The organism is Rossellomorea sp. ABR4_012, assembly GCF_056159545.1.
In genome coordinates this window covers 499,756-526,077 of sequence record NZ_JBSWVK010000002.1, presented here as the reverse complement: position 1 = coordinate 526,077, position 26,322 = coordinate 499,756, and the positions used below count along the sequence as shown (strand labels likewise).

Annotated in this window: 28 protein-coding genes; 4 read left to right on the top strand and 24 right to left on the bottom strand. The window is 45.0% G+C overall.

The window, feature by feature from the left end; translation table 11 throughout:
• Nucleotide 1 precedes the first annotated feature (1 nt).
• The 5 genes from ACXAFV_RS12250 to ACXAFV_RS12230 form a co-directional block, all read right to left on the bottom strand.
• Nucleotides 2–490, bottom strand: coding sequence for a response regulator (locus tag ACXAFV_RS12250; protein ID WP_475126804.1), 489 nt, complete (start codon nucleotides 488–490; stop codon nucleotides 2–4).
• Nucleotides 491–558: 68 nt separating this feature from the next.
• Complete coding sequence (desA, locus tag ACXAFV_RS12245) at nucleotides 559–1,584, bottom strand: Delta(5) desaturase DesA (RefSeq protein WP_475126802.1); 1,026 nt, start codon at nucleotides 1,582–1,584, stop codon at nucleotides 559–561.
• A 309-nt stretch (nucleotides 1,585–1,893) separates the two neighbouring features.
• Nucleotides 1,894–3,390 carry an amidase family protein gene (locus ACXAFV_RS12240; protein ID WP_475126800.1) on the bottom strand — a complete coding sequence of 499 codons (1,497 nt, stop codon included), beginning with the start codon at nucleotides 3,388–3,390 and terminating at the stop codon, nucleotides 1,894–1,896.
• 178 nt (nucleotides 3,391–3,568) lie between these two features.
• Nucleotides 3,569–4,234, bottom strand: a complete 666-nt coding sequence (locus ACXAFV_RS12235) for a serine/threonine protein kinase (RefSeq protein WP_475126799.1) — start codon at nucleotides 4,232–4,234, stop codon at nucleotides 3,569–3,571.
• A 150-nt stretch (nucleotides 4,235–4,384) separates the two neighbouring features.
• Nucleotides 4,385–5,329: a TRM11 family SAM-dependent methyltransferase gene (locus ACXAFV_RS12230; RefSeq protein ID WP_475126797.1), complete on the bottom strand. Its 945-nt coding sequence runs from the start codon at nucleotides 5,327–5,329 to the stop codon at nucleotides 4,385–4,387.
• A gap of 196 nt (nucleotides 5,330–5,525) precedes the next feature.
• Here ACXAFV_RS12230 and nei point away from each other — a divergent pair, with 196 nt between their 5' ends.
• The gene (gene nei / locus ACXAFV_RS12225) at nucleotides 5,526–6,368 is read left to right on the top strand and encodes an endonuclease VIII (RefSeq protein WP_475126795.1); all 843 of its coding nucleotides are present in this window, start codon (nucleotides 5,526–5,528) and stop codon (nucleotides 6,366–6,368) included.
• Between the two features lie 30 nt (nucleotides 6,369–6,398).
• Here the strand turns inward: nei and ACXAFV_RS12220 are convergent, their stop codons facing one another.
• From ACXAFV_RS12220 to ACXAFV_RS12180, 9 genes are all read right to left on the bottom strand, one after another.
• Nucleotides 6,399–7,844 (bottom strand): DEAD/DEAH box helicase, encoded by a 1,446-nt coding sequence (locus ACXAFV_RS12220; RefSeq protein ID WP_475126794.1) that lies wholly within the window; start codon nucleotides 7,842–7,844, stop codon nucleotides 6,399–6,401.
• A gap of 80 nt (nucleotides 7,845–7,924) precedes the next feature.
• Entirely contained in the window at nucleotides 7,925–8,125 is a 201-nt protein-coding gene (locus tag ACXAFV_RS12215) for a cold-shock protein (RefSeq protein WP_032086164.1), read from the bottom strand.
• Nucleotides 8,126–8,325: 200 nt separating this feature from the next.
• Entirely contained in the window at nucleotides 8,326–8,478 is a 153-nt protein-coding gene (locus ACXAFV_RS12210; protein WP_475126792.1) for a DUF3934 family protein, read from the bottom strand.
• Between the two features lie 152 nt (nucleotides 8,479–8,630).
• Entirely contained in the window at nucleotides 8,631–9,251 is a 621-nt protein-coding gene (locus tag ACXAFV_RS12205) for a TetR/AcrR family transcriptional regulator (protein WP_475126790.1), read from the bottom strand.
• Complete coding sequence (locus ACXAFV_RS12200) at nucleotides 9,208–10,485, bottom strand: MFS transporter (protein WP_475126789.1); 1,278 nt, start codon at nucleotides 10,483–10,485, stop codon at nucleotides 9,208–9,210. Before ACXAFV_RS12200 ends, ACXAFV_RS12205 begins: the two co-directional genes overlap by 44 nt.
• Before the next feature lie 314 nt (nucleotides 10,486–10,799).
• Nucleotides 10,800–10,988, bottom strand: coding sequence for a hypothetical protein (locus ACXAFV_RS12195; RefSeq protein WP_475126787.1), 189 nt, complete (start codon nucleotides 10,986–10,988; stop codon nucleotides 10,800–10,802).
• Nucleotides 10,989–11,795: 807 nt separating this feature from the next.
• Nucleotides 11,796–14,858, bottom strand: a complete 3,063-nt coding sequence (locus ACXAFV_RS12190; protein WP_475126785.1) for an efflux RND transporter permease subunit — start codon at nucleotides 14,856–14,858, stop codon at nucleotides 11,796–11,798.
• Between the two features lie 215 nt (nucleotides 14,859–15,073).
• The gene (locus tag ACXAFV_RS12185; protein ID WP_475126784.1) at nucleotides 15,074–15,457 is read right to left on the bottom strand and encodes a DUF2269 family protein; all 384 of its coding nucleotides are present in this window, start codon (nucleotides 15,455–15,457) and stop codon (nucleotides 15,074–15,076) included.
• A 166-nt stretch (nucleotides 15,458–15,623) separates the two neighbouring features.
• On the bottom strand, nucleotides 15,624–17,099 hold the full coding sequence (locus ACXAFV_RS12180; RefSeq protein WP_475126783.1) for a protein adenylyltransferase SelO: 1,476 nt from the start codon (nucleotides 17,097–17,099) through the stop codon (nucleotides 15,624–15,626).
• A gap of 245 nt (nucleotides 17,100–17,344) precedes the next feature.
• Between ACXAFV_RS12180 and ACXAFV_RS12175 the strand changes: the two genes are divergently transcribed.
• Nucleotides 17,345–17,851, top strand: coding sequence for a GNAT family N-acetyltransferase (locus ACXAFV_RS12175; RefSeq protein ID WP_475126781.1), 507 nt, complete (start codon nucleotides 17,345–17,347; stop codon nucleotides 17,849–17,851).
• Between the two features lie 168 nt (nucleotides 17,852–18,019).
• On the opposite strand, the gene ACXAFV_RS12170 is transcribed toward ACXAFV_RS12175, so the two are convergent.
• The 8 genes from ACXAFV_RS12170 to ACXAFV_RS12135 form a co-directional block, all read right to left on the bottom strand.
• Nucleotides 18,020–18,739, bottom strand: coding sequence for a hypothetical protein (locus ACXAFV_RS12170; protein WP_475126779.1), 720 nt, complete (start codon nucleotides 18,737–18,739; stop codon nucleotides 18,020–18,022).
• Nucleotides 18,736–19,482: a hypothetical protein gene (locus ACXAFV_RS12165; RefSeq protein ID WP_475126778.1), complete on the bottom strand. Its 747-nt coding sequence runs from the start codon at nucleotides 19,480–19,482 to the stop codon at nucleotides 18,736–18,738. The genes ACXAFV_RS12170 and ACXAFV_RS12165 overlap by 4 nt, the downstream gene beginning before the upstream one ends.
• Nucleotides 19,460–20,362 carry an ABC transporter ATP-binding protein gene (locus ACXAFV_RS12160; RefSeq protein ID WP_475126777.1) on the bottom strand — a complete coding sequence of 301 codons (903 nt, stop codon included), beginning with the start codon at nucleotides 20,360–20,362 and terminating at the stop codon, nucleotides 19,460–19,462. The genes ACXAFV_RS12165 and ACXAFV_RS12160 overlap by 23 nt, the downstream gene beginning before the upstream one ends.
• On the bottom strand, nucleotides 20,359–20,745 hold the full coding sequence (locus tag ACXAFV_RS12155) for a GntR family transcriptional regulator (protein WP_475126941.1): 387 nt from the start codon (nucleotides 20,743–20,745) through the stop codon (nucleotides 20,359–20,361). The genes ACXAFV_RS12160 and ACXAFV_RS12155 overlap by 4 nt, the downstream gene beginning before the upstream one ends.
• Before the next feature lie 221 nt (nucleotides 20,746–20,966).
• On the bottom strand, nucleotides 20,967–21,137 hold the full coding sequence (locus ACXAFV_RS12150) for a hypothetical protein (RefSeq protein WP_475126775.1): 171 nt from the start codon (nucleotides 21,135–21,137) through the stop codon (nucleotides 20,967–20,969).
• Nucleotides 21,138–21,174: 37 nt separating this feature from the next.
• Complete coding sequence (locus tag ACXAFV_RS12145; RefSeq protein ID WP_475126773.1) at nucleotides 21,175–21,381, bottom strand: hypothetical protein; 207 nt, start codon at nucleotides 21,379–21,381, stop codon at nucleotides 21,175–21,177.
• A 99-nt stretch (nucleotides 21,382–21,480) separates the two neighbouring features.
• Nucleotides 21,481–21,972 (bottom strand): hypothetical protein, encoded by a 492-nt coding sequence (locus ACXAFV_RS12140; protein WP_475126772.1) that lies wholly within the window; start codon nucleotides 21,970–21,972, stop codon nucleotides 21,481–21,483.
• A complete protein-coding gene (locus ACXAFV_RS12135; protein ID WP_475126771.1) occupies nucleotides 21,969–22,346 on the bottom strand; it encodes a hypothetical protein in 378 nt (125 codons plus the stop codon). The genes ACXAFV_RS12140 and ACXAFV_RS12135 overlap by 4 nt, the downstream gene beginning before the upstream one ends.
• Nucleotides 22,347–22,596: 250 nt before the next feature.
• Between ACXAFV_RS12135 and ACXAFV_RS12130 the strand changes: the two genes are divergently transcribed.
• Nucleotides 22,597–22,719, top strand: a complete 123-nt coding sequence (locus tag ACXAFV_RS12130; RefSeq protein ID WP_475126769.1) for a hypothetical protein — start codon at nucleotides 22,597–22,599, stop codon at nucleotides 22,717–22,719.
• Nucleotides 22,720–22,872: 153 nt separating this feature from the next.
• On the opposite strand, the gene ACXAFV_RS12125 is transcribed toward ACXAFV_RS12130, so the two are convergent.
• Entirely contained in the window at nucleotides 22,873–23,631 is a 759-nt protein-coding gene (locus ACXAFV_RS12125) for an SDR family oxidoreductase (protein WP_475126767.1), read from the bottom strand.
• Nucleotides 23,632–23,818: 187 nt separating this feature from the next.
• On the opposite strand from ACXAFV_RS12125, the gene ACXAFV_RS12120 reads away from it, so the two are divergent.
• Nucleotides 23,819–24,436: a TetR/AcrR family transcriptional regulator gene (locus ACXAFV_RS12120; protein WP_475126766.1), complete on the top strand. Its 618-nt coding sequence runs from the start codon at nucleotides 23,819–23,821 to the stop codon at nucleotides 24,434–24,436.
• 144 nt (nucleotides 24,437–24,580) lie between these two features.
• Here ACXAFV_RS12120 and ACXAFV_RS12115 read toward each other — a convergent pair whose 3' ends face one another.
• Entirely contained in the window at nucleotides 24,581–26,266 is a 1,686-nt protein-coding gene (locus ACXAFV_RS12115; RefSeq protein ID WP_475126765.1) for a glycoside hydrolase family 13 protein, read from the bottom strand.
• Nucleotides 26,267–26,322: the final 56 nt, after the last annotated feature.

The window sequence follows — 26,322 nt, the reverse complement described above, 5'->3', positions numbered from 1 at the left end:
ATTATCCGGCTGGCAATTTCATTTTGTCTTTTATGGTCGAGAAGTAGGTTTTGACTGATTTCATTGTAGTCAATGGAGCCGGTGCATCTGGAATGTCCACTTGATCTATGAGGTCAGGTGTATAGATGCGGCTTCCATTCATGATGCTTCGAATCGAGCCTGCAAGCTCTTCGCTCGGACTGTCTTTCAGCAGATACCCCCTGATGCCGGCGTCGATGACACGCTTATAGCATCCGTTCCTTGCGAAGGTGGTTAAGATGATCACTTTGTATTCAAGGTGCATCAATTCTTCAGCTGCTTCAATACCGGTCTTCTTTGGCATATCCATGTCCATGATACAGACATCGGGCTTCACTTGATGCACAAGCCTGACCGCCTCTTCCCCATTCTTCGCAAGACCCACAACTTCCATATCATCTTCTAAATCGAGAAGGGACCCAATCGCTCCCAGAAGCAGCTCTTGATCCTCTGCAATGACAATTCGAATCATGTATGTCTCTCCTTCATTCTCCGTTTACAAAGATGACTCCCCGTATGAGAAGGGGAGTCATTGTAATCTTATAGTTCAGGCTTCGCTTCAGTCGAGATCTTTGTTTTCGGTAAGGACTTGACGTCTTTAAAGCTTACAAAGTTTTTTCGATCTTCGTCCCATAGGCGGAAACGAAGGGATGTCAAACTTGTAGCGAGCGTGATCGTCGGCACATGCTGCAGGTCAGGAATGCTGTTGTGGGTCTCTTCAAGTCTGTAGTTCGGCACTCTCGGACTTAAATGGTGAATATGATGATAGCCGATATTCCCGGTAAGGAATTGAAGCACTTTCGGAAGCTTGTAGTAGGAGCTTCCTTCTACAGCGGCTAACACATACTCCCATTCTTTATCTTCTTCAAAATAAGAATCCTCAAATGTGTGCTGCACATAAAAGAGCCAAATGCCCGCTGCACCTGAGATCATGAAGATCGAGCCCTGTACGATCAGGAACTGCTGCCATCCTACTGTTACACAGAGAAGAGCAGTGACTGCAGCGATCAACACGTTTACCAGATACGTATTCATACGTTCTTTCTTCCTTACATTTTTGCGATTGAATCTGTTTTTAATAAGGAAGACCCAGATCGGTCCTAATACGAACATGACGATCGGATTGCGGTAGAAACGATAAGCAAGGCGTAATTTAAGAGGCGCAGCTTTATATTCGTCCACCGTCAACGTCCAGATATCCCCGGTACCGCGTTTATCCAAGTTACCGCTTGTTGCATGGTGAACGGTATGTTCATGTCCCCATTGATCGAACGGGAATACAGTGATTACACCCAGTGCAGTCCCCACAATCCGGTTCGTGCGACGGCTTTTGAAGAAATTATAGTGCGTGCAATCATGGAAGATGATGAAGATCCTTGTTAAGAATCCCGCTGCGATCACCATTGGCACCAGCGCTAACCAATATGAAACGGAAAGGCTTTGGTAGGCAAGGACCCATAACGTGATAAACGGCACCAGCGTGTTAACTAGCTGCCATATACTTTCTTTAGTTGTCCCTTTTTCGAAGGGTGCTACTTGTTTTTTAAGAGTTTTAAGTTTTGACATTTATTCAGATCCCCTTTTCTTTGGGTTGTAAGAACAACTATATAGGAAGAAAAAACATATTTTTAGTAGTAGGTGTCATAGCTTGGATATGACAAGTGTCATATTCTGATAGGACTTCACATAAAAAAACGCCTGAATCCCGGTGTAGTCATGCTTTAGCGTACCCGGAATCAGGCGAAAAATTTGTATTTTATTTAATTTGTGTGACATTGCTGATTACAATTAAAAATTCACCAAACCAGATGCTTCATCAAACTTAAATGAAAGATCCTATCTGATTGGCGTTTTTCTGTGTATTATGAAAGTGTCTCAGTGCAGTACTGTAACATGGTTTATATCTTTCCAATGCTCCGTCCGTTCGAGCTCCCCTGCCAATTGCAGCAGCAAATCTTCACGCCCTTTTGCCGCAGTCACTTGGACTCCGACCGGAAGCCCATCAGGTGTGAGATGCATCGGTATCGACATGGCCGGTTGACCTGTCAAATTTGCAAGTTGTGTAAAAGGTGTGCGCATCAAGTTCTTCTCAGCGAGACCGTCAACAATCCCGACCTTCTTTAAAAGCCATCCAAGACCCAATTTACCAATGGTGCTGATCATGAATTTTTCGGTGGAGCTTGGTTCAAGTTCCCCTATTTTTGCAGGGGGGAATGCAGTTGTTGGAGTCAGATAGAAATCATAGGTTTCATGGAATGTTTCCATTTGATAGGCAGCTTTGTCCCATTCCCTGATGCTGAGGACAAATTCTTCTGCAGAAGTTGCTTTTCCAAGCAGTCCCAGGAGCCAGGTCGTTGGTTCGACATCAGTGTAAGTCGCTTTGCGTCCAAGTACATCCTCAAGAGATGAAACAATCGCCGCGGTCTCTCCGAAATACATGGTTAAGTAGCTATTTGCAATCTTCTGACCGTCCACCGGTGCTTTGATTTCTTCTACTGCATGTCCCATCTCCTCTAACCATTTGGCTGTATTCAGAACTGCTGCTTTACACTCCGGATCCACTTCCGTACCGATCGGCGATTCTATTGAGAAGGCAATTCTCACTTGTTTATTCAGCGGTGTTTTAGCAGCTTGTAAATAACTTCCCTCATAAGGCAGAGCATGATAAGCGGCAGCTTTTTCATAGGTCTTTAATTCATCGAGCATAGCTGCGCTGTCCCGCACTGTCCGGGTCAACACATGTTCGACCGAGGCTCCCTGCCAAAACCTGCCGTAGCTGGGGCCGACCGGCGTTCTTCCCCTTGTGGGCTTCAATCCGAACAAACCACAATAAGAAGCGGGGATGCGGATGGATCCTCCTCCATCATTGGCACCTGCAATCGGAACCATTCCTGAAGCCACTGCAGCAGCAGATCCTCCGCTTGAACCTCCGGGCGTATGCATGTGGTTCCATGGATTTTTTGTCGCCCCGTAATGAGAGGGCTCTGTGACAGCCACTAGGGCAAATTCGGGCACATTGGATTGCCCGAGAAAAATCACTCCTGCATTCCTCAGCTTTTTCGCATATGCAGAATCCGTTTTGGCACGATAGTTTTGAAACGCTTTTGATCCTGCAGTAATCGGCTCGCCTTTGATTTCCTGAGTGATATCCTTCAATAGCATCGGCACACCTGCAAACGTTCCTGAAAGCTCCGTCCCGGCAGTATTTTTCGCCTTTTCATACATTTTATGGATCACTGCATTCAATTTCGGATTGAGAGATTCGACGGTTTTAATCGCCTCCTCCACCAACTCCTTTGGATGAACCTCTTTTCTCTTTACTAACTCTGCTAGACCTAACCCGTCATAGCTTTTGTAATCGAAGCCCTGCACAACCAAATCCCCCCTGATTCTTTATACCTAAAGCTTTCTCCATCACGCGTGAATATCCTTTAATTACTATAAAAACAAGTTGTCTTGATTCCTTTCTTCATCTTCAATGGCTATTCAGGCATAAGAAAAAGACGCCCCACTGTAAAACAGTAAAGCGCCTTTACAATATGATTCATTTTTACCTGAACGAAGTAAACTTCAGCACAATCTTCATAAATTCATCGTAGGAAGAATTCCACTGGTTGTACCATTTCCGGACGGTTTCAACGAGCCAGAATGGAACGGCTTTTCCATCGATCAGATGGTAGTACTCCTCATACCCCTTTTTCAGATGCTCCCAGCGAAAATCATTACCGGGCAGCACATATTCAGAGACATCGATGATTTTGGCACGGCCGTCTTTCATCAGGATATTTTTCAAATGGATGTCCCGGGGATTCAAGCCCTTTTCGCGCACATAATCCCGTGCATCCTCTACGTCTTTCACAACCTGTTCCGGTATGTGGACGCCTTGCAGGATGCAGTCGAAAAGAGTGATCCCTTCTTCATAACTCAAGACGAGAAATGTATCATAGGCAGCATAGCAGGTGGAGAAGAATGGTGAATCCCCAATCATGCTGTATACTTTTTCTTCTATTTTTATTTTGGATGCTTTCTCTTCCGCATAGAGTTTAAACGCATATTGCGGGATATCTATATGCTGGAAAACGGCCGCATCTGTCCCGACACCGATACAGCGAAGGCGGTCATGTCCTCCACTGATGGTGACAGGTTCATTGTTGGGGTTGGAAGTAACCGTTACATGGGATAGAGAATGAATTGCATATTCCCAATGATTCGTCATGTCATTCTCCCTTCTTGTGATAAAAGCATGGTTCATTGATTACTATGTTATTCGCATCAATATAGCATTTATTACTCTGAGACTTCAACTTTGAACCTATTTGTAATTTCTATCAGTAAAGTCTTTTTCAGGATGTCTCTTTCCGAAGAATCACTCACAAACGATAACTTCCCGGACAAAATTCCCTTTCGTGACGACGCATCGGTCCGTGATTTGGAAGCCGGCTTCAAGGATGACTGGATCGACATCCTCTACCGTAACAATCACGACTTTTGATGAAAAGGCCCTTGCACTTTGAAGCATTTCAAGTTGCTCTTCCGGTGTGATGACTGAACACAAGTTATAAGGAAGATCGATGATGGCTGCATCATACCGGTTTGTTACATCGCGAATGTCCTTCAACGTCACTTCGCCCTCTAAGCCAAAATGGGCAATGTTTTCCCGTACGCCTGATAAAATAAGCGGATTCCGGTCGCTTCCCACGATATCGATTCCCATCGATAATGCCTCGACAAGTACCGTTCCGATGCCGCAGCATGGATCGATCAGCTTTAGTCCTACCGGGTTTGGGGCAGCAATGTTCACGACTGCCCTTGCAACGCGTGTGCCGAGGGCAGTTGAGTAACTATTCGGCTTCCACTGATGCTTTAACCAGATCGCTTCGTTTTTTGAGTATTCCCCCAGTACCCATTTCTCACCGGTGTTCAGGATGCCAAGCCAGATGGATGGGTCGACCAGTTCCGCTTCGCCTTTCATATGAAGGCCGACTTCCTTCTCGATGCTGCGCAGCTTTTTAAAGCCGACTTTTTCGAGATCGGGATTTTGTACAAAAACGATTTTAAAGCCATCAAATGACTCTAGTTTTTTCACTTCTTCTATTAGTTCTTCTAAACTGGCACCCTCGCAGACGACGCCGAGCCTCTCTTTTATGAACGGGCTTCTGCTTGGATCAATTTCAGAAGAGCTTTCAAGAATATCGGATTGGGAGTCCACACCAAATAAAGCCCGCCTCTCCAATGCACATAAGCCTTCCTCATTTGGTTCCCAGGTAAAAGTATATAGATACGAACTTGGTTCGATTGCTATTGTTTTCATCGTTTCATCTCCGTGTGATCGTTTATTTCCTCGAAAGCTGTTATTTCTCCATTGTACCACTAGTGTAAACTGCCGTCTTATCGTCTTAAAGGCCCGTCCCTCGATGCGTTAATGCGTTACTGAATCGAGGGACGGGCCTTCAGGGATTACATTGGGTTTAATCAGGGAACATCTATATTAAAAAGGAGGAGAATTCATGCCGGAAGGTCCAGAAATCAGAAGGGCGGCTGATCAGGTAGAACGTGCCCTTCAGCACAAACAGGTGGCGGATGTTTATTTTGCTTTTCCGGAACTGCAGGGTTATGAGGAGATCTTGCAGGGTGCTGTTGTGACGAGGGTAGACACGAAAGGAAAAGCCATGCTGATCCGCTTTGACAATGGCTACACCATATACTCACATAATCAGCTTTACGGAAAATGGTATGTAAGGAATGCATATAACTACCCCAAGACGAATCGTCAGCTTCGATTGGCGTTACATAATGAGAAGAAGTCTGCACTTTTGTACAGTTCATCCGATATTGACGTGCTGCGAGACGAGGAGGTCAGCGAGCATCCTTTCATTGCGAAGGTCGGCCCTGATATTTTGAGTGAAAAGGTTACTCCCCGGGATCTGCTGCAGCGGATAAAAGATAGGAAGTTTTTCAGAAGAAAATGGGCGATCCTTCTGTTAGACCAGGCATTCGTAGCAGGGATCGGGAATTATTTGAGATCTGAAATTCTATTTTCTGCAGGCATCCATCCCTCTCTCCGGCCAATTGACTGCAGTGAAGATCAACTTATAAAAGCTGCTGAAGTCATCATCCGATTGATGGAACAATCTTACCGGACAGGAGGAATCACGAATGATCTTGAGCTCGCAGAAAAATTGAAGGCTGAAGGTGTCAAGCGATCCCGCTATCGTCACTGGGTTTTCAACCGGGAAGGCGCACACTGTTTCATATGCGGCACCGAAATCGAAAAAACACAAGCTGCTTCCAGGAGACTTTACTACTGCCCGGAATGCCAAAATGCAGAAGCCCGTCCCTCGGTGCGTTAATGCGTCATCGTGCCGAGGGACGGGCCTTCTTTAGTTTCTTGCCTCGTGGACTTTTAGTTTCTTCCCTTTAACGGTGGTGGTTTTCATGGCTTGGAGGACGAGTGGACCTTTTCCGTTAAGGATATCGACATAGGTCAGGTTTTCCTGGATGGTGATGATGCCGATGTCGTCTGCGTTCACGCCTTCGATTTTGGCGATGGTTCCGACAAAGTCCACTGCCCTGAGCTTCTTTTTCTTCCCGCCATTGAAATAAAGCTTCATGATTTCTTTGTTTAATCGTTCGCTTTTATCTGATTTGAAGTCCGGAATTCTGTTCAGTTTTTCCTCAAAAGCACTTGCCGCCATCACAACCTCGTCTTTTGAAGGGGCCTGAACTTCCGCGATTGTAAAACCGATATACGCTTCAATCTCCTCCAGGAATTTCTTTTCATAAGGAGTGATGAACGTGATCGCTTTTCCAGAGTTCCCTGCCCTTCCGGTTCTTCCGGTTCGATGGACATAGCTTTCTTTTTCAAGTGGAAGATCATAATTGATGACGTGTGAAATCCGTTCGACATCAATCCCTCTTGCAGCCACATCTGTTGCGACCAGATAACGGAATTCTCCCCGTTTAAATTCATCCATCACCTCAAAACGAGCTTCCTGATTCATGCCGCCATGAATCTTATCGACAGGAAATCCTTTATCAAACAACTCGTCACAGACCTTATCCACATTCTCTTTGGTCCGGCAAAAAATGATGCAGCTATCCGGATTTTCAACGGTCGTCACATCCATCAGGAGTGATAACTTATCTTTCTCCTCCACTTGTATGACAGAGTGGTCAATTTTATCAGTGGTGATGCCCTTCGCTTTCACCTCGATGTTCACGGGGTCTTTCATGTATTTGTGGCAAAGCGATTCGACATCCTCCGGCAGTGTGGCTGAGAATGTCAATGTCACTCTTTCGGCAGGGAGTTCCTTTATGATCGCTTCAACCTGTTCGATAAAGCCCATATTGAGCATCTCGTCCGCTTCATCGATGACAAGATGGTGCAGCTTGTCCAATGGAAATGTCCCTTTTTCGATATGATCAAGTACACGGCCGGGTGTACCTGCGACAACGTGCGTTTTTTGGTTGAGTTCAAGCTTTTGACGGTGAAAAGGTGATTTCCCGTATACGGCAGCGGCTTTGATCCGCTTAAATCTTCCTATATTGGTGATGTCTTCTTTCACCTGGACCGCAAGCTCCCGGGTAGGGGTGAGGACCAGTGCCTGGGGCTTGTTCTCTTCCCACTCCACCATTTCACAAAGCGGAATCCCGAATGACGCCGTCTTTCCACTTCCAGTTTGCGATTTTACGACAAGATCTTTCTTTTCCAACGCAGCAGGCAGTACTTTGGACTGCACTTCTGTCGGAGTTTCATACCCTAATTCCGTCAGGGCCCTGGTAATTTCCACGCTAAGTCCGAAATCGGAAAATAATTTCGTATTCATATTACACCCTCATTTTCATTTTTTTACAAAATATTTGCATAAAAAAAGGACTCTGCGAGAGAGTCCTTCGTTTAAAGCTGTTACGCTTTGTTTACGTTAGCCGCTTGAAGTCCGCGTTGACCTTGTTCAGTGTCAAACGTTACTTTTTGACCTTCGTCTAAAGATTTAAATCCTTCGCCTTGGATAGCTGAGAAATGTACGAATACATCTTCTCCACCTTCGATTTCGATGAAACCGAAACCTTTTTCTGCGTTAAACCATTTTACTGTACCTTGTTGCATAATTGTTTCCTCCTGCGTGGATTCTTAGTCCACATGTTATTACTATTGTTGCTCAAGTTAGATATCAAAGGCGAAAAGTTTAAATACTTTCATTCCTTACAGACCGAACAAAAATAATTCTTCCTAACCTTAACAGGTAATGAAGCTAAAAGCAAATCATTTTGAAAATAGTTGGCTGCAGCCTGTTGTTCGAGCCGCACTTATTTCTCTGCATCCGATTTATTTCCGTGCTTGACACCTTTACTCTTATAAGGTTTGTTGCTCATTGCCTTATTGGCTCCCGCCTGCCAGCGATTCCAGCCTTTCTTGCCCGTCCCTTGACCCGTGCCGCTTTTTTTCTTCGGTTTGCTCATACGTTCCCTCCTCCTTACCTGCTGCATGTCTTTAAGTTCATCATCATACCATAAGAACCAATGAAAAAACAGGGCCCGTCCCCCTGCGCGCTAATGCGTCAGCGCAGCGAGGGACGGGCCTTTAGCGTGGTGAAGAACTGCCCTTGATAAGGTTACTCCTTCACATTCAAACCCCATCTGAGGTATTCGATCAGTAATTCGGTTTGTTCTTTCAATTTTATGCTTTCAGAATCCAGGATGGCGTGATCGACAGCGAGACCGTCGACATAAGAAATGATGTATCTGGCAATGACCTCCGGATCGAACCGTGGCGCAAATTCGCCTGCCTCAATGCCTTTTTTGATGATTTTCGCGGTGACTTCATACGCATGATGATACCTTTCTTTAGCATGCTCCCGCCTTCTCTTTTCATTTCTTCCTGTTATGAAGTACTCAAGCTTTGAAGGGGCCAGCGGATCCATATCATCGGTCGCTTTTTTTTCTTCTCCTAAAAAGGTCATCAACAGCGCTTCCCAGCAGGAACCCTGCTGCTCGATCATCGCCTGCAGGGATTCATCAATGATTTCTTGCTGCTGTTCCCCGATCAGCGCTTCAAACAGATCTTCCTTATTATCGAAATACTGATACAAGCCGCCCCTGCTTACCCCGGCTTTAACCATCACGTGTTTCATCGTGGTATTTTCATATCCATGTTCAATGAAGACTTGCTCTGCAGCCTCTAATAGTTGATTACGTCGCTGCTCCTTGTGTTCCTGGCTGACTTTCGGTGACATGATTCTCCTCCTCTGCTACTTTTTTTCGAATGGCAATCGATACAATGAAAAGCACAATCAACAATGCACCGGTCACGATAAAGGAAGGGATGATGCCGATGAGAGTGGCTAGTGCTCCCCCCGCCAATGGCCCGATGATCGTGGCTGTCGTCGTGGTGCTGTTGATGACTCCGAACACCCGCCCCGTCATGTCGACAGGCGTTTTTTCCTGAACCGCTGCCTGAAATGGTATGAACACGAGGGCTGCGGTACCGCCGGCGAACAATCCGAGTGCAGGGAACCATACTAATGAAAGACTCACATCATAGTAAGTCAGAATCCCCATCAACCCAAACCCGAGTCCGATCCCCAATACTCCGATACACATATAGATGAACGCGTTATAATCCGTTTTTTTAGAAAGATAAATCCCTGTCAAAAGCATCCCGACGCCGGACCCGGTCACGGTATAGCCGAATAAATCCGGGGATGCATCCGTCAGCTGCCGAAGCAGGACGATGATTTGGGAATCCGATAACTGGAGAATCAGCAGGCTGATTCCCAATAGGAACAACCCATACATCAAAAAGGTGCTTTTCTTGAGGAACTGAAATCCTACTTTTAATTCGTCTTTAAATGAAGATCCCTTTTTCTTCTTATCATCCACGGCAGTGGTTTCAACTGCCTTCACTGCCTTAGGTAAAAAGAGAATCAAAAGGGCTGATATGAAAAAGGTGGCCGAGTCGATATAAAAGACATTTTGCGTCCCTACCGTAGTAACGAGAATTCCACTTACAAGCGGACCGATGACCTTCGTACTTGAATCAATCATGGAAGTCAGGGACATCGCTCCCTTGATAGCATCATCCGGAACGATTTCCTTCAACTTCCCATTCTTTGCCGGGACAAAGACGGATGAAAAGATTCCGATGAGAAACAAACAGACGTACACCATCCATACATTCGAGGCTATGGTTAAAAGTAGAATGAGCACACCTCTGATCACATCGGATACAATCATGAGTGTTTTCCGTTCCATCCTGTCTGCAACGGTTCCCGAGATTGGACCCAGGAGAGCCATCGGCAGTGCCAGGCTGAGGATGATGAATGACATCTGCATCGGTGTTGCTTCCCATTTTAACCCGACCAGCGTAATGATCGCCACGATACTCAACCAGTCCCCCAAGCTCGAAATGGCCTGTGCCGTCATCAGCGTAATGAAATGTTTATTCTTTCCCAATGATGCTGACTCCATATTGATATTGCCCCCTTTTCCACAAAATAGACAACAATGTCGTTTTCTTATATTCATTATATCGACACCAATGTCTCTTTACAAGTATTTTTTGAAAAAATCTAAAAATTAGGCTTGGCTGCAAGAAGGGATCACTACCTCGGGTGAAGCGTTCGACTTCAAAGCCGCCAGCTTTCTCCTTTTATAATATCCGAGCCACTTCTGTTCAAGTAATAACTTCTCTTCAAGAGGGCAAATCACCTTGTTTCCAAGTGGGTATTTGCCTTTTTTTTCAAAAATATTAAAAAAAGGGTTCTAAAAGACACTAATGTCGTTTATAATAACGACACAGGTGTCACTTTTATTGAACCACCGACATATGATTTAAAAAACATCAAAAAATCACTCACAAGAAGAAAGGAGAGATGCTCGTCATCTTGTTCAGTTACATCTTCACTTCTAATCATGAAACAAAAGCGATTCACGATCAGATCCTGGATCGCCACGCCGAATTTAAAAGCCAATTGTTTTAATCCCGAATAATAAAAGGAGGTGTTCTTATGTTAGCCATTATCAAATTGTTTCTCTTCAGCAGTACCGATCAAGATGCAAAGCGTATCAATGATCAGATCCTGGACCGCCGAGCCGAATTCAAAAATCGGTTGTTTTAATCTCAAATAAAAAAGGAGGTGTTCTTATGTTAGCCATTATCAAATTGTTTTTCTTCAGCAGTACCGATCAAGATGCAAAGCGTATCAATGATCAGATCCTGAACCGTCGAGCCGAATTCAAAAATCGGTTGTTTTAATCTTAAATAAAAAAGGAGGTGTTCTTATGTTAGCCATCATCAAATTGTTTTTCTTCAGCAGCACTGATCCAGGAGTAAAGCGTATCAATGATCAGATCCTGGACCGCCGAGCCGAATTAAAGAATCGGTTGTTTTAATCTCAAATAATAAAGGAGGAATTTTTATGTTAGCCATCGTCAAATTGTTTTTCTTAAAGGACACAGACCCGGAAATGAGGCGAATCAGAGATAAGATCCTGGACCGTCGTGCCAGCTTTCACAATTATTTGTTTTAAGTTATAAGCAGCACCCACCAATGAACTATACATTCAAAGGAGACTGGTATGACAACATATTTGCATCAATCTATACCTCAATAGTGCTCGTGGTCCCTTAACCTCGGTATCCGGATAACGAGCACTATAAATGTACCTTCACCTAAACTTCCTCATTTTCCACCCCTTATTTTCCCTCATCAACTAATCATTCCATCGAAAAAAAGAAGGACCGTTCCTCAGCGCACCTGAGGAACAGTCCAATACATGTTAGTTTAGAGTCTCTGATTTTTCTGTTGTGATGATTGGGTGTTTTTTCTTCTTCATTCTTCTTCCTGATTTTTTGAATCCTGCTCCAAGTGAAGCGAACAGTTTGTAGACGGATGGGATCAGCACTAGAGTGATCAAGGTTGCAAAGAGCAAGCCTGATATGATGACGGTGGCCATCGGCGCCTGATAATTTCCAGATGTGCCCGAGGCTAATGCCAATGGAAGCATTCCGCCGGCAGTCGTCAGTGTTGTCATAAAGATTGGACGTATCCGGTCTTTTCCTGCTTTTATAAGGGCTTCTTCAACGGTTAGACCTTCTTTTCTCAGCTGGTTCGTCCGGTCAATCAGGAGAATCGCATTATTGAGAACGATCCCGATCAGCATGACGATCCCCATTCCTGACATGACGCTCAGTTCACGCTGGGTGATGAATAGACCCAGGATGACACCGGTAATCGTCATCGGTATGACAGACATGACGACGATCGGCTGGGATAGGTTATTGAACTGGACAGCCATTACGAAGTACACAAGGAAAATGGCAATGGCCAGCACTAAGATCATTTCCTGGATCAGCTCCTGCTGTTGTTCCAGATCACCTGCAACGGCAACGGTATATCCTGCCGGAGCTTTAAATTCTTCTATTGCTTTTTGTACGTCCCGATTGATCGCACCTAAATCTTTTTCCTTAATATCTGCAAAAACGGAAATGAACCGCTCCCCGTCTGCATGTGAAATTTCATTAGGTGTATCGACACTTCTTAATTCAATGAAACTCGAAAGCTTCTTTTCTCCCTTCGGAGTGGACATATTCAAATTCAAGAGCTCCGAATTCATATCCGTCTTCTCATTCCATTTCACAAGCAATGGAACAGCATCATTGTCTAAGCTCATTTCCCCAACAGGCATTTCCAGAAACGCTTGCTGGATGAATTGTTTGATCTGTGACTGGGTTAAGCCCGCAGCTTCAATTCCATCCTCTTTTAAATCAACCACTTGTTCAACAGAGGTGCGATCGATCGAAGTGTTCACTCCTACAATCCCCTCTATTTCCTCAAGCTCTTTGGTAAAATTGTCCGCCGTTTCTCTCAAATCTTCAAAGTCGTCACCTGAAATATTCACTTGGACTGGGTATCCCCCGCCCCCGTTCATGGCAGAAGCCACATTATCGATCGGGGTCGACTCTTCCAGATCACGGAGAGAACTGAAGATCTGTTCATTCACCTTCTCCTGTTCCTCCGTGATGTCGTCCCCTTTCGTCATGTTGATGATCGTGTAAAGCATGCTGCCATTATCAAGGACATAGCTTGTTTCTACATCCGGAACTCCAGCCAGGGCATCCGTCATTTCGCCAACTACATCCTCTTTTTCCTGCAGTGATAAACCTGTTTCGACTTTCACCACAAGCTCAGCGTAGCGGTTGAACATATCCGGCATGATGGTCATCGGCACCTTGGAAATTAAAAATAATGACGCAGCGAACATCATAAAGAATAGCCCGATTACGGCAAGGCTGGTTCGCTTTTTCTTTACCGTCCAGGACACCATTCTGCTGTAAAGACCGGTGATCGGTCCTTCCTTTTGTGCCGTTTTTTTACGCAATTTCAGGAAGTTTTCGGAAAGGGACGGGATGAGCGTAAACGCAACAACCACTGAACTGATGAGTGTGATTGCCACGACCGCTGACAGCAGGATCATGAATTGTCCCATCTCTCCCCCAATCAAACCAATAGGTAAAAAGACGACAATGGTTGTCAGCATGGACGCAAATACAGCTGATGCGACTTCTTTCGTTCCTGCAATGACCGCTTCGAATTTTTCGAGTCCCTGCTCTTTCTTTTTATAGATTGATTCGAGGATGACAATGGAGGAATCCACCATCATTCCGATTCCCAATCCAAGACCGACCAGCGTCAACATATTGAAACTGTAATCAAACAGGAACATGGTTGCAAATGTTAAAAACACGGACGTCGGAATCGATAGTCCGATGATGAACGTAGCCCGCAGATTACGAAGAAACAGAAACAGGATGACGATGGCTATGATGCCCCCGATCACGATATTCCCGGTTACCCCGTCAAGGGATTCCTTCACATAGTCAGCCTGGGAAACGACCTCATTCACTGTGAATCCTTCGACCAGCTCCTCGTCCCTGATCGCTTGGATTTCTTTCCGCACAGCTTCTGCCATTTCAATCTGGGTCACTTCAGATACGCGGCCGACCTGGACGAAAATAAAATCCTTTGTTCCATTTTTCCAAACGATAGAACTGGTTTCTACCGGCTGGATTGAAACACTTGCTACCTCTATCAAACGGACAAATCCTTTCGAGGTAGGAATTTGAATATTTTCTACATCTTCCGTATTTTCGAGCTTTGTGTCCCAGCGAATCGTTGGTGAATCAGTTTCTCCGCTCAACTCCCCGAGGGTTTCTTCCCCGTTCGACCCTCTGATCACGGCAGCAGCTTGAGAAATATCGATACCAAGCTCCGATACCTTATCGCGTTTAAATTCAATTGCTACCTCTTTCTCCTCGATCCCGGATAGTGAAACGTCCCTCACTTCGGGCAGTGCTTCCAGCCTCGGCTCTAAAACGTCTTGGGAGAAAGCGGTGATTTTCTCCATATCCTCTCCTGACACATCCATGAAGAACTCATAACTTTGGCTCAAACCAGCCTGCCCTGCCACCACTTCTTTGATTGCAGGGTTATCCGCTGCTGCAGCATTTGCCAAAGCTTCAACTTCCTTGGAGAGTTCATCTCCTTTTCCACGTTCAAACGTGACCATAATGGAACTTCTGCCTATGTAAGTGGTTGATTCTGTCTTTTCTACCCCCTCCATTCCATTAATCTGTTGTTCTAGCGGATTGGTTATCGTTCTTTCAACTTCAATAGCAGACATATCCCCAGCATTGATATCAACATAGGCTGCATCAAATTGAATGGGCGGCAGCAATTCTTTATCCAGCTTGAAGACAGAGTATCCTCCTATGACTAATACTAATAAAACCATCAACCCTACTAAAATCTTTCTGTTTACGATGAATTTAAGTAAATTCATTTCCTTCCCCCAAATCCTAAGTAATTTGAAATCTCTTCAAATATCATAATAGTACTTTAAACCTAATTATATACATTTATTCTCTTAATTTATAAAAATTGTAAAATTATTTACATAGTGTCTACATAGTTCATCCTAAACAAAGAAATAAGCCCGTCCCTCGAACCGGTAACGCGTTAACGCACCGAGGGACGGGCCTTGCACGAAGATGGGGTTTAGAACGGTTTCCAGATCATGAGTAAGACGATGGCGACATCGATGGCCGAGGCTGTGAGCATAAATGGGCTGATGCCTTTTTTCATGTCATAATACGTTTGGGGAATCTCGTCCCCTTCTATACCGGATACGTGATCGATTGCTGTCTTGAGTCGGGGTAAGATACGCAGCACATAGATCAGAACGGCGATCAGCAGTAGGATGATGGCCGTTATATACCAGCCTTCCTGAAACAGATCGGTATTCATCGTCCCCATCCCTAGACCTGTAAGGAGCAATAAGATCGCCCCGAATTTTGGATAATCCGCTCCTTTATTCACGACACGCAATGCGAGCTGCAGCTCCTTCACTTTTTTCGGGAATGCGAGAATCAACGGGAACAAGAACGTGGCACCGATTCCAACAATGGCAGTATATGGTAAGCCTTAGTACCTAAGCTAGTAATGTTTATGCTGGGTCTAAAGGTATTATTACATCTTGCACAGAAAGAAAGCCCCCCCTCGATATGGTAACGCGTTAACGCACCGAGGGACGGGCCTTATCATTTCATTATGTTCCGCAGAACGTTCGGTAAGGAAGAGCTGACGGCGGTGCCGGTGCACAGTATTTCTCCTGTTCCGGAGAATGTTCATAGGGGTTGGAAAGAACCTTTAGCAAGCTCTCCATCACCGTGAGATCTCCTTTGTCAACTGCCGCTTCAAGCGCTTCTTCCACCCGGTGGTTGCGGGGGATGACTGCCGGGTTGCTGTTCTTCATCAATTCATGGACATCTTCTTTCGACTCCTGCTGTCTCCCGAGCCTATCCTCCCAGCGTTTTTTCCACTGGGTAAATGTTTCTGAGGCAAATAAAGCTGAATCTTCTTTCCGGTCAAACGTCAATGAGCTGAAGGTGTTGGTATAGTCGGCCTCATGTTCATGCATCAAGCCGAGAAGTTCTTCAATAAGAGCCTTATCTTCTTCCTCCTCATTGAAAATGCCAAGTTTGGCCCGCATGCCTTTCAGCCAGTTGGAATGATACAACTTAGGAAACTCCGAAATCGCATCCTGGGCGAGTTGAAGGGATTTCTCCTCTTCTTCATCCAGCAGCGGAAGCAGGGTTTCTGCAAAACGCGCCAGGTTCCAGCCTGCAATCGGAGGCTGATTTCCGTAAGCATAGCGTCCCTGTCGATCAATGGAGCTGAAAACCGTCGACGGGTCAAAGGTATCCATGAAAGCGCAAGGGCCGTAGTCGATCGTTTCGCCGCTGATCGTCATATTGTCAGTGTTCATCACTCCGTGGATGAATCCGGCAAGCTGCCACTTGGCAACCAGCGACGCCTGGCGCTTAATCACTCCCTGCAAAAATAAGAGATAACGATTCTCTGCGTCGGCCGCTTCCGGATAATGGCGTTCGATTGCATAATCAGCCAAGGCACGGAGGTCATCGACGGACCCGAATTTTGAAGCATATTGAAACGTACCGACACGCAGGTGGCTCGCCGCCACACGCGTAAGGATGGCTCCGGTCTGTTCGGTTTCACGAATGATGGATTCCCCTGTCGTCACCACCGCCAGGCTTCTCGTCGTCGGGATCCCCAGGGCATGCATCGCTTCACTGATGATATACTCGCGCAGCATCGGCCCTAACCCCGCGCGGCCGTCACCGCCACGGGAGTAGGGAGTCCGCCCCGATCCCTTCAATTGAATATCGACCCGTTCTTCTGAAGGTGTGACCTGCTCACCAAGCAGAATCGCCCGTCCATCACCGAGCATGGTGAAATGTCCGAACTGATGCCCTGCGTAGGCTTGAGCCAAGGGATCGGCACCCTCTGGAGGTTCGTTGCCGGCAAACACCTCCATTCCGGATTCAGTTTGAAGAATCTTCGCGTCAAGGCCCAATGATTCAGCCAGAGAACCGTTGAGAATGATCAGCTCCGGCGAACGTACAGGAGCCGGCATCTGTTTTTTGAAAAATGACTGTGGAAGTCCTGCATAACTATTGTCAAAATTCCAGCCAGCCTCCGTTTGATTTTTTTCCTGCATCATCAAATCCCCTTCTTTGCTTTTGACTTATATAGTGTGTAAGTTCCTTGTGAAATAGCCGGTTCATTGTCATCCTTGTTATCTATCCCCATACTAACATAAGTGATGTCAAGATATAGTCTCCACTGCCTGGGGATTGTTATACTTCAAGAAGAAGCTGTCACCCGCCATTTTACCCATTGAGAGACTGTCCACATTTTTAGAAATGATATATTATATGGATAGAAAAAAATAAGCGAGGTGCCCACATGAAAATAATAGAGACAGACCGGCTCATTCTTCGCTGGGTGGAAGAAAAGGATGCCGAGTTCATTTTTGCATTGCTGAATGAACCTGGATGGCTGAAGTACATAGGAGATAAAGGGATCTATACGCCCGAGGATGCTGTGACCTATATTCAAACAGGCCCGCGTGCGATGTATGAAAAGGAAGGCTTTGGCCTTTTCTTGACCGAATTGAAGGGAATTCATACTCCGATCGGCTTGTGCGGGTTGATTAAACGAGAAGGACTTGAAGACGTTGACATCGGCTTTGCGTTCCTCTCCGATTATCAATCAAACGGATATGCATACGAGGCAGCAAACGGCACATTGGAGTTTGCCAAGAAACGCGGATTAAAACGGCTCGTTGCGATTACCACAAAGGATAACCACTCCTCATCCAAACTCCTTGAAAAGATTGGAATGAAGCTTGATGGTTTTGTTACACTGCCGAACGATACAGAAGAATTGAAGAAGTATACACTCGTCCTGTAATCTGTACATTATGAAAGGCCCGTCCCAGACTGCGTTAACGCGTTAATGCAGTCTGGGACGGGCGTCTATTTTTTATCGGTTTTGACCATATTCCCTCCTTTTAAAACCAGACAAAACTGTACGCTCCAAAAGAAAAAAGGGACATGAACTGTCCCCTCATCCCTATAATTATTCAGCTCTAACATAATTGGTATGGCCATCCACTTCCATATCTTTTGGCACTTTCAGCAGGATGAAGTCCCTGCCGAATCCCATGCTCGGCCGCTCTCCATAAAACCAGCTTTTTGTACCGGAAAATTGTTGAAAAGGAAATCCCGACGCAAACTTGTTAACGTTCACGTAAACCATATCGGGCGCTTGAATGGAAAGAATCTTCCCTCTCAATTCCAATTTCGCTGATGATTTTTTTTCGGTCATGTCTATTCCATCGACGAATACATTCCCCGTGTAGTGTACGGCTTCAATAACCTCATCATTTGTGTCCTTCTTTTGTACAAAGACCATGACGCCGTCCAATTCTTCATCTAAATGGGTGATGTCCAGGTTTTGATGAATGTATCTGAACGACCAGCTTTTTTTGTTGGTATAACCACGCTCAACATTTTCAAGCACTCCTGAATGAGCGGCATCCATAACTTTCATCTGCTCACTCTCAATCTCCTCAATCTCTTCCGCAGACACTATTTTGAACTCTGCTCCTTTGTCAGAGAGTACACTTAATGATAAAATGGCAGCCACCAGCAAGATGAGTGTATATCCAGTGATCATCCATCTGGTCTTCTTTGGACTGACCCTTCTCCTGCGGCTTGCCTTTACCACAAACGTTCCCACTCCAGCTACAAGGAGGAGAATGATCAAGATAGGCAAAAACATCAACAACATACTCATTTCCTTACCTCCATTCGGTTCGAAACTCCCATGCTTCCGAGAAGTAAGAGGAACGACACTCCAAGGATTTTTATAAGAAAGCCAAAGAAGGAGGTTTCCGAGCCAAAAAATGTTCCTGCATTCACGAGTAAAGTCGGGTTCCCGGTCAACCCGTCAAGGATCAAGGCTCCCACAAACACTACCGGCAAGAGGATGGAGAAAATCTTGTTAAATTGGACCAACATCCCTACAAAATAACCTGTGCTTGCAAATAGAAAAATGTACAGGATCGATGCAGCAGTACCTGCCACTAATCCCGTCCCTGTCAAAGAATCAACAATAATCGTAGATTGATCTTTCACCATGAAGGTGATCCATTTGAACAGATGGGTCGACAGATACACCGTGACACCCGCAAATACACTTGCTGAAAAGAGAAACAGAATATTGGAGTAATGGCTGATCCTGCGGTTCGTCACGAATGCATAATCATCATACCGGTAAGCCTTAGTCGTAATGATAATCGCCGAAATGAAAGCCCAGATCATCATGAACACCTGGATGATATCACTTGTAAAATAATGAACCTCATAATCGAGGGTTCCCGATGATCCGCCACTCATCCCGGTCCCGTTAAAAGAGAAGAAAATCCCTAGAAGCTGAATGACCATCAATGAAGTGAACACACCAAAATAGGATTTCAGTTTGTAGCGGTATTGTTTTTTCACGAGATTCCACGCATTAACCTCTGCTAAATACATCATCGATCCCCCCTTTTGATTGACTTGTCAAATAACTGCAAGTATCTTCAGCCGATACTGCTGTCAGTTCCAGTCCCAGCGCTCTGGCTTCATCAAGCTCTGTTTGCGGACGGTCATTTTTCATAACCGCATAGGCCATCCCTGCTCCCATGTCCTGCACATGAATCGGCTCGATCTCTCCCATCCACCCGAAGACCTTTTCTGTTTTCCCCCGGACTCCTATCGCAAATTCCTTTAGCTCCTCAATCCCCATATGAAGATACTTCTCTCCCGCTTTAATCAGCAATATATCCTCCAGGAGGTCTTCAACTTCGTCCAGCAGGTGGCTTGACAGAATGATCGTTCTCGGATGGGCGATATATTCTTTTAATAGTGCCCGATAGAAATCTTTCCGGGTGGCAGCGTCCATTCCGCTCGTCGGCTCATCGAAAATCGTAAGCGGGCAGCGGGCAGCAAGACCGATGATCATATTGAACGTACTCCTCATCCCTTTGGAGAGATTCCCATGATAATGATTAGGATTGAATGAAAAGTAGGAAAAGAGTCGGTGAGCAAGTTCGCTGTCCCAATTTGGATAAAAGCTTCCTGCCGTTTCAAGCAAATCAAACAGCGTCAATCCACTGGAAAAACTCAATTCATTATCGATAAAGATGGTATTGGCGGATACTTTCAAGTTATTAAAAGGACTTTGTGAAAACACCCGTATGTCCCCTGAACTATGATGCAAATATCCTGCAATGATCTTGAGCAGGGTCGTTTTTCCCGCTCCGTTCCTTCCGATCAAACCGGTAATCTTATTTTCCGGTAATGTAAAAGTCAGATCGTTCAGGGCTTTATGACTCCCATATTGCTTTGATAATCCTTTACAAATTACAACACTCATGACTTTTCCCCCTTTTCCTTCCTGAGCATTTCGCTGATCATGGCGATCAGTTCCTCCTCTTCGACGTTCAATTGAACGGCCTCTTTTGCAAGATCAGTCACCATTCCGGTAAGCTTCGTATTCCTTCTATTTTTAAGAATGATCGCTCTGGCATCCGGTGCCACAAACATCCCGAGTCCCCTCTTTTTATAAAGGATCTGTTCATCCGCCAGCAGGTTGATTCCCTTTGCAGCCGTTGCCGGATTGATGTTAAACATATCTGCCAACTGATACTGTGAATAAACCTTTTGATCGCACTCAATGGATCCCCCCAGAATTTCCGTCTCGAGCCACTCCGCGATTTGGACATAAATCGGCTTCATACTATCAGGATTTAACACCAGTATCCCACCACCTTTTCACTAACCACATTAGTACATTACTCATGTAATGCACTATATATTACCATTATATACAAAAAATACTTTTTGTCACTAAAAAATACAATTTAATCCAGTGGAAATGATCATTTAGGCGACTGGATAGTGCCCCTCCCCAAGAGGAACTCATCATAAAGAAAAGGACATGGTCTCCCATGTCCCTCCTGAATCTATTCGTCAAATGGCTAATTCCCGCTTCTTTTAACAAACATTGTTATGATCAACAAAGAAATCCCGACTATGCCGCCGGCGAATTCAGCTATGTAGAAATCTCCATCTCTTACAAGCCGGATTAGGAATCCACCTCCGAAGATGATGGTTATTGCCATACCAAAAAAGAATAACCCTTGTTTCATATTAGCGTCACCCGTTCCTTTCCATAAAAAAAGAGGCTCATTCGCCTCCACCCCCGCAGCCGCCGTCTCCACCGCTAAAACCTCCATCAGAACCTCCGCAGTGAACCGTACTGTCAGTGTCACCCCCATAATAAGTCGTATGACCTCCCCCTCGAGTGTTTGGGTCTTTGGATGAACCGGTCATGAGGATAGCGATGAACGTGATAAAAAAAGGTACTAAAATCAGCAAGAAAATTCCAGTCATTTATATCACCTCTTACTTATATTTACGGATTAAGGGAGAAATGGTTTCAATAATTTGTAAAACAAAAAGCTCCCTTAGTTAAAGGAGCTTTGGACTTACCTATTGGAAAATGATCGAAATGATTTCATCCATGCTCATTCCGCTTTCAATCTGGAATGTACCTGGTCTTAATTCATTTTCGAGACCGCGATTTTCTACTTCTTTGTAGAACTTCATACCATCGTCGATGATTTTTGCTTCTTCCAACGCATTCCCGATGTCGATGCTCGTCATCCCCATCGAAACGTTCAGGATGGTGCGGTAGACAACGCCGTCTTCATTTTTCTTATCTGATTTTTCTTGGGACTTTTCTTCCTTACTTTCATTTACAGATGCCATCTGTTTGTTCCATTCCTCTTTGGTATGTACAACGAAGCCTTTGGATGTCAGCTGTTCAACCATCTCATCTTCTGTAAGTTTCTCGGTTTTTACTGTTTTGGTCGATTTCTCCGTGCTCTCCGCTTTTGAAGGACCGAAGAAATAGAAAGCGCCGGTTACAGTCGCTGCAAGTAATAGGCCTAATGCGAAACTGCGCAGGGAATTCGGTGTCATTGTGCAACCATGCCCCTTTCAGCCTTTCTTGTCATGTATGGAGTAAGCATGCGCTCCACCTCAGTTGACGGAAGCTGTTTTTGTGATGCAATACTTTCAATTGAATATCCGCGTTTATGCATATCAAGCATGTAGCGAAGCAATGCTCGCTCTTCAGAGGAAGCTTCCATTGCCCCTGACTGCTGTGCTGTAATTTCTGCATCTAATTGCATGTTCAGTATCTGCTTTTCAAGTTCGTGGACTTCATTCCGTACTGAAATCGAAACATTCTCCATTTGCTGTTCAAGCTGTGATTTCGATTGTGTCGTTTTAATAAACGATAAAATGAGCAGCACGACGGCTGTACCAAACAAAATGGCGATTACCCATCCCATCATGTGTTCCTCCCTTATGTATGAATCTATCATCCGTACTAAATTATACCTTGATATCCAGCAGAATTCGATTTAAATCGACAAAACCCCACGATAGTCCTGCGTTTATGACAGAATATCGGATGCTGTTTTGTTACATAGGGGCTATTTTAAATAAGCAATCGTTGCCTCTCATGGTCTCGAGAAAAAAGAATAAGATTTTGAATTAAAACAAAACTAGGGAAGAAGAAAATATACGGGAGGGAAGCGAATGTCAAAGCCTACTCAAAAACAGCAGCATGAAGCAGCGAAGAAGCTGGCTGAAAAGCAGATGAGCGATAAAGATGAAATGTTAACTGTCCAAGCGGATGGAAACCAGAAGAACAGTAAGTGATGGCCAAACTCAATCATCCTCCAATAAAATCTGGCCCTAATTGTAAGACACAACGATTAACTGGAGTACAGTTCATTAAATGAATTTTTTAATCCATAAAAAAATGACCTATGACGATGCATAGGTCATTTTCCATGCCATTATTATCCCTGGTTAATAAGCCGTCCAACCAGCATCCGCCGTTATGACTGTGCCATTCACGAATTTAGAATCATCAGAGGCAAGGAACAATGCCACTGATGCAATTTCTTCCGGTTTCCCCGTTCGTGGGTTCAACCCCAATCCAGGTTGGATTCGTCCCATACCGAATGGATTGATGTTAGTCATGGAATGACCAATATTCGTTTCCACCCCGCCTGGAGCAATGGCGTTGCAGCGGATCCCTTCCTGGGCGTACATAAAACCGGTGTTCTTTGTAAATCCAACCACCGCATGCTTGGAGGCCGTGTAAGCCGCACCTGCCCTTGCCCCTTGTAAACCACCAGCTGATGCGATGTTGATGATGACTCCCTCTTTTTTCCCTAAGAAGATTGAAAGCGCCTTTCGAGTAGCGCGCATCACACTTGTCGTGTTGATGGCAAACACTCTCTCCCAAGCATCATCTTCTATGTCACCGGCAGGTTCGAAATTATCCATGATCCCTGCATTATTAACTAAAATGTCCAAGGTACCGTACGTCTTAACAGCTGAATCGATCAGATTCTGTATATCGTCTTCTTTCGCAACGTTTGCCAATACAGCAATGGCGTCTCCCCCATTCGCTTTAATGTCTTCCACCGTACGATTCGCTGCTTCTTCATTAATATCCGATACGACTACCTTTGCTCCTTCTTTGGCATAATGAACTGCAATGGCTTTACCCATCCCTGAAGCCGCGCCTGTTACGACTGCTACCTTGTCTTTCAGTTTCATCCTGTTTCCTCCCCTGTTTGGAATATAGATTTATTGAACACTTGTTGATTATTTTCTTTCTAAGTCTAGTATAATGACTGTTAGAGAGATGAATCAATCAGCAAAGACAGCTGTGATTGTCTATTAATCAACAGAATGAATGCCGAATGATGAGGAACGGAAATATAATGCACATAGGAGGAGTGAAATGTCTACTAAAGATGAGATCGTTGATAGAAGAATTGTGAAATCGAAGAAGGCATTAAAAGATTCGATTCTCTCCTTAATGCGAAAGAAGGATTTCAAGGATATCTCCATCACTGAAATTGTCCAGGAAGCTGATTTGAATCGAGGGACATTTTACAAGCACTATCAGTATAAAGAAGACTTACTGAATGAAATCATTGATGAAGTCGTTTCCGATTTAATCGCTTCTTATCGCGATCCCTATAAGGACAAGGAAACGTTTGAAGTAAGCAAACTCACATCTCATGCCATCAAAGTATTTGAACATGTAATAAAACACTCCAACTTTTATACATTAATGGTGGATTCAAGTGCTTTACCAGGCTTCCAGTATAAACTATGTGATATCCTGAAGAACCTATCCATGCAAGACTTTGATGATTACGTTCAGGACTCAGCCGTAAATAGAGAACTTCTCTCCAGTTATCATTCTTACGCCATTTTCGGCATGATCATCGAATGGATCAATGGCGGTTTTAAATACAGTTCCAACTATATGGCAGAGCAATTATTATTGATCATCAATCGAAATCAACAGTCTGATGTCATTAGGACAAAAACAATAACAAAAAAGTATTGACCCAGGCTCATAAAAGTTCAGTCATTATGGATATTTAAATCAAAAAAAGTGCTGAAATCAATGCGATTCGGCACTCTTTTTGGCGTGTAATTTTAAGTTTTGTATTCGAAAACAGATTCCGTTACTCTAAAGATCGGGTTTTCTTTACCGCTTATTTATAAGATAAACGCGCGCTTCATAAGGACGCAGTTCCACTTCCCGAATGTCTTCGCCAGCGTCCACTTTGTAATTACTGATCAACAATTCACCCTTGTTTCCAAACTCAGCAGGCATCTCGAATACAGGTGTGTCACCTGAGAAGTTCAGCATGGCGATCATGGTCTGTCCTTCATACTGCCTTCTATACGCATAGATCTGGTCGTGGTCCGGCATGATGAGGTCATAGGAACCGTATACCATGATCGGGTTTTCTTTGCGAAGCTCGATCAGCTTGCGGTAATAGTGAAAAACGGAATCCGGGTCTTCCATCGCTTGTTTAGCATTGATTTCTTTGTAGTTCGGATTCACTTTCAGCCAAGGTTCGCCGGTCGTGAAGCCCCCATGCTCTGTGTCGTCCCACTGGATCGGGGTGCGGGCATTGTCGCGGCCTTTCACATAGATGGATTCCATCACTTTGTCGTGATCTTCCCCGTTTTCGATCACTTTTTCCCGGTACATGTTCAAGGTTTCGATGTCTTGATAGTCATCGATGGAATCGAATCTCACGTTCGACATGCCGAGTTCTTCTCCCTGATAGATATATGGCGTCCCTTTTAACGTATGAAGGAACGTTGCGAGCATTTTCGCAGATTCGACCCGGTATTCCTTGTCGTTGCCGAAGCGCGATACCATGCGCGGCTGGTCATGGTTGTTGAGGTAAAGACTGTTCCAGCCTTCGTGCTCAAGACCCTTTTGCCATTTGGTGAAACTGTCGCGAAGGGCGCTCATTCTCATCGGGCGGAGATCCCATTTGCCCCCTGGACCTGCGTCGAGATCTACGTGTTCGAATTGGAAGACCATATTTACTTCTTTGCGGTCATCTGCCGTATAGAGCTTGGCTTCCTCTACATTCACCCCCGGCATTTCTCCGACAGTCATGACGTCGTAACCGGAAAGGGCCTTTTCATGCATTTCCTGAAGATAGTCATGGATTTTCGGACCGTTCATGAAGTAGTCTCCGCCCGGCGCATACTTGCGGCCTTCAGGCCTCTCGGCATCAGGCAGGCCCTCCACTTTGGAAATGAAATTGATGACGTCCATGCGGAAGCCGTCGATTCCTTTATCGAGCCAGAATTTCATCATGTCGTACACTTCTTGGCGCAGTTTTGGATTTTCCCAGTTCAAGTCCGGCTGCTTTTGACTGAACAAGTGAAGGAAGTACTGATCCGTTGCCTCGTCGTACTTCCAAGCTGAGCCGATGAAGCATGATTCCCAGTTATTCGGCTCACTGCCGTCTTTTCCATCTCTCCAGATATAGTAATCCCGGTATGGATTGTCCTTCGACTTTCTGGACTCGACGAACCACGCATGCTCATCCGAGCTGTGATTCACAACAAGATCCATGATCAGTTTCAAGCCGCGGTTGTGCATCTCCTCAAGGAGACGTTCCCAGTCGGCCATCGTGCCGAACTCATCCATGATGCCCCGGTAATCACTGATATCATAGCCGTTATCGTCATTGGGAGATTGATAGACCGGTGACAGCCAGATGACATCGATCCCGAGCTCCTTCAGATAATCGAGCTTTGAAATGATCCCGTTGATATCACCGATCCCGTCGCCGTTCGAATCCTTGAAGCTGCGGGGATAAATTTGATAGACAACCGCTTCTTTCCACCATTGCTTTGACATAAAATCGCTCCTTTATGTTGTTGAATCTAGTTGATCATCAATCATTCTTCAATAAA

Coding starts and splice junctions, on each gene's coding strand:
- ACXAFV_RS12250 (WP_475126804.1), bottom strand. CDS start 490: ATGATTCGAATTGTCATTGCAGAGGATCAAGAGCTGCTTCTGGGAGCG.
- desA (WP_475126802.1), bottom strand. CDS start 1,584: ATGTCAAAACTTAAAACTCTTAAAAAACAAGTAGCACCCTTCGAAAAA.
- ACXAFV_RS12235 (WP_475126799.1), bottom strand. CDS start 4,234: ATGACGAATCATTGGGAATATGCAATTCATTCTCTATCCCATGTAACG.
- ACXAFV_RS12230 (WP_475126797.1), bottom strand. CDS start 5,329: ATGAAAACAATAGCAATCGAACCAAGTTCGTATCTATATACTTTTACC.
- nei (WP_475126795.1), top strand. CDS start 5,526: ATGCCGGAAGGTCCAGAAATCAGAAGGGCGGCTGATCAGGTAGAACGT.
- ACXAFV_RS12220 (WP_475126794.1), bottom strand. CDS start 7,844: ATGAATACGAAATTATTTTCCGATTTCGGACTTAGCGTGGAAATTACC.
- ACXAFV_RS12215 (WP_032086164.1), bottom strand. CDS start 8,125: ATGCAACAAGGTACAGTAAAATGGTTTAACGCAGAAAAAGGTTTCGGT.
- ACXAFV_RS12210 (WP_475126792.1), bottom strand. CDS start 8,478: ATGAGCAAACCGAAGAAAAAAAGCGGCACGGGTCAAGGGACGGGCAAG.
- ACXAFV_RS12205 (WP_475126790.1), bottom strand. CDS start 9,251: ATGTCACCGAAAGTCAGCCAGGAACACAAGGAGCAGCGACGTAATCAA.
- ACXAFV_RS12200 (WP_475126789.1), bottom strand. CDS start 10,485: ATGGAGTCAGCATCATTGGGAAAGAATAAACATTTCATTACGCTGATG.
- ACXAFV_RS12190 (WP_475126785.1), bottom strand. CDS start 14,858: ATGAATTTACTTAAATTCATCGTAAACAGAAAGATTTTAGTAGGGTTG.
- ACXAFV_RS12180 (WP_475126783.1), bottom strand. CDS start 17,099: ATGATGCAGGAAAAAAATCAAACGGAGGCTGGCTGGAATTTTGACAAT.
- ACXAFV_RS12175 (WP_475126781.1), top strand. CDS start 17,345: ATGAAAATAATAGAGACAGACCGGCTCATTCTTCGCTGGGTGGAAGAA.
- ACXAFV_RS12170 (WP_475126779.1), bottom strand. CDS start 18,739: ATGAGTATGTTGTTGATGTTTTTGCCTATCTTGATCATTCTCCTCCTT.
- ACXAFV_RS12165 (WP_475126778.1), bottom strand. CDS start 19,482: ATGATGTATTTAGCAGAGGTTAATGCGTGGAATCTCGTGAAAAAACAA.
- ACXAFV_RS12160 (WP_475126777.1), bottom strand. CDS start 20,362: ATGAGTGTTGTAATTTGTAAAGGATTATCAAAGCAATATGGGAGTCAT.
- ACXAFV_RS12150 (WP_475126775.1), bottom strand. CDS start 21,137: ATGAAACAAGGGTTATTCTTTTTTGGTATGGCAATAACCATCATCTTC.
- ACXAFV_RS12145 (WP_475126773.1), bottom strand. CDS start 21,381: ATGACTGGAATTTTCTTGCTGATTTTAGTACCTTTTTTTATCACGTTC.
- ACXAFV_RS12140 (WP_475126772.1), bottom strand. CDS start 21,972: ATGACACCGAATTCCCTGCGCAGTTTCGCATTAGGCCTATTACTTGCA.
- ACXAFV_RS12135 (WP_475126771.1), bottom strand. CDS start 22,346: ATGGGATGGGTAATCGCCATTTTGTTTGGTACAGCCGTCGTGCTGCTC.
- ACXAFV_RS12130 (WP_475126769.1), top strand. CDS start 22,597: ATGTCAAAGCCTACTCAAAAACAGCAGCATGAAGCAGCGAAGAAGCTG.
- ACXAFV_RS12125 (WP_475126767.1), bottom strand. CDS start 23,631: ATGAAACTGAAAGACAAGGTAGCAGTCGTAACAGGCGCGGCTTCAGGG.
- ACXAFV_RS12120 (WP_475126766.1), top strand. CDS start 23,819: ATGTCTACTAAAGATGAGATCGTTGATAGAAGAATTGTGAAATCGAAG.
- ACXAFV_RS12115 (WP_475126765.1), bottom strand. CDS start 26,266: ATGTCAAAGCAATGGTGGAAAGAAGCGGTTGTCTATCAAATTTATCCC.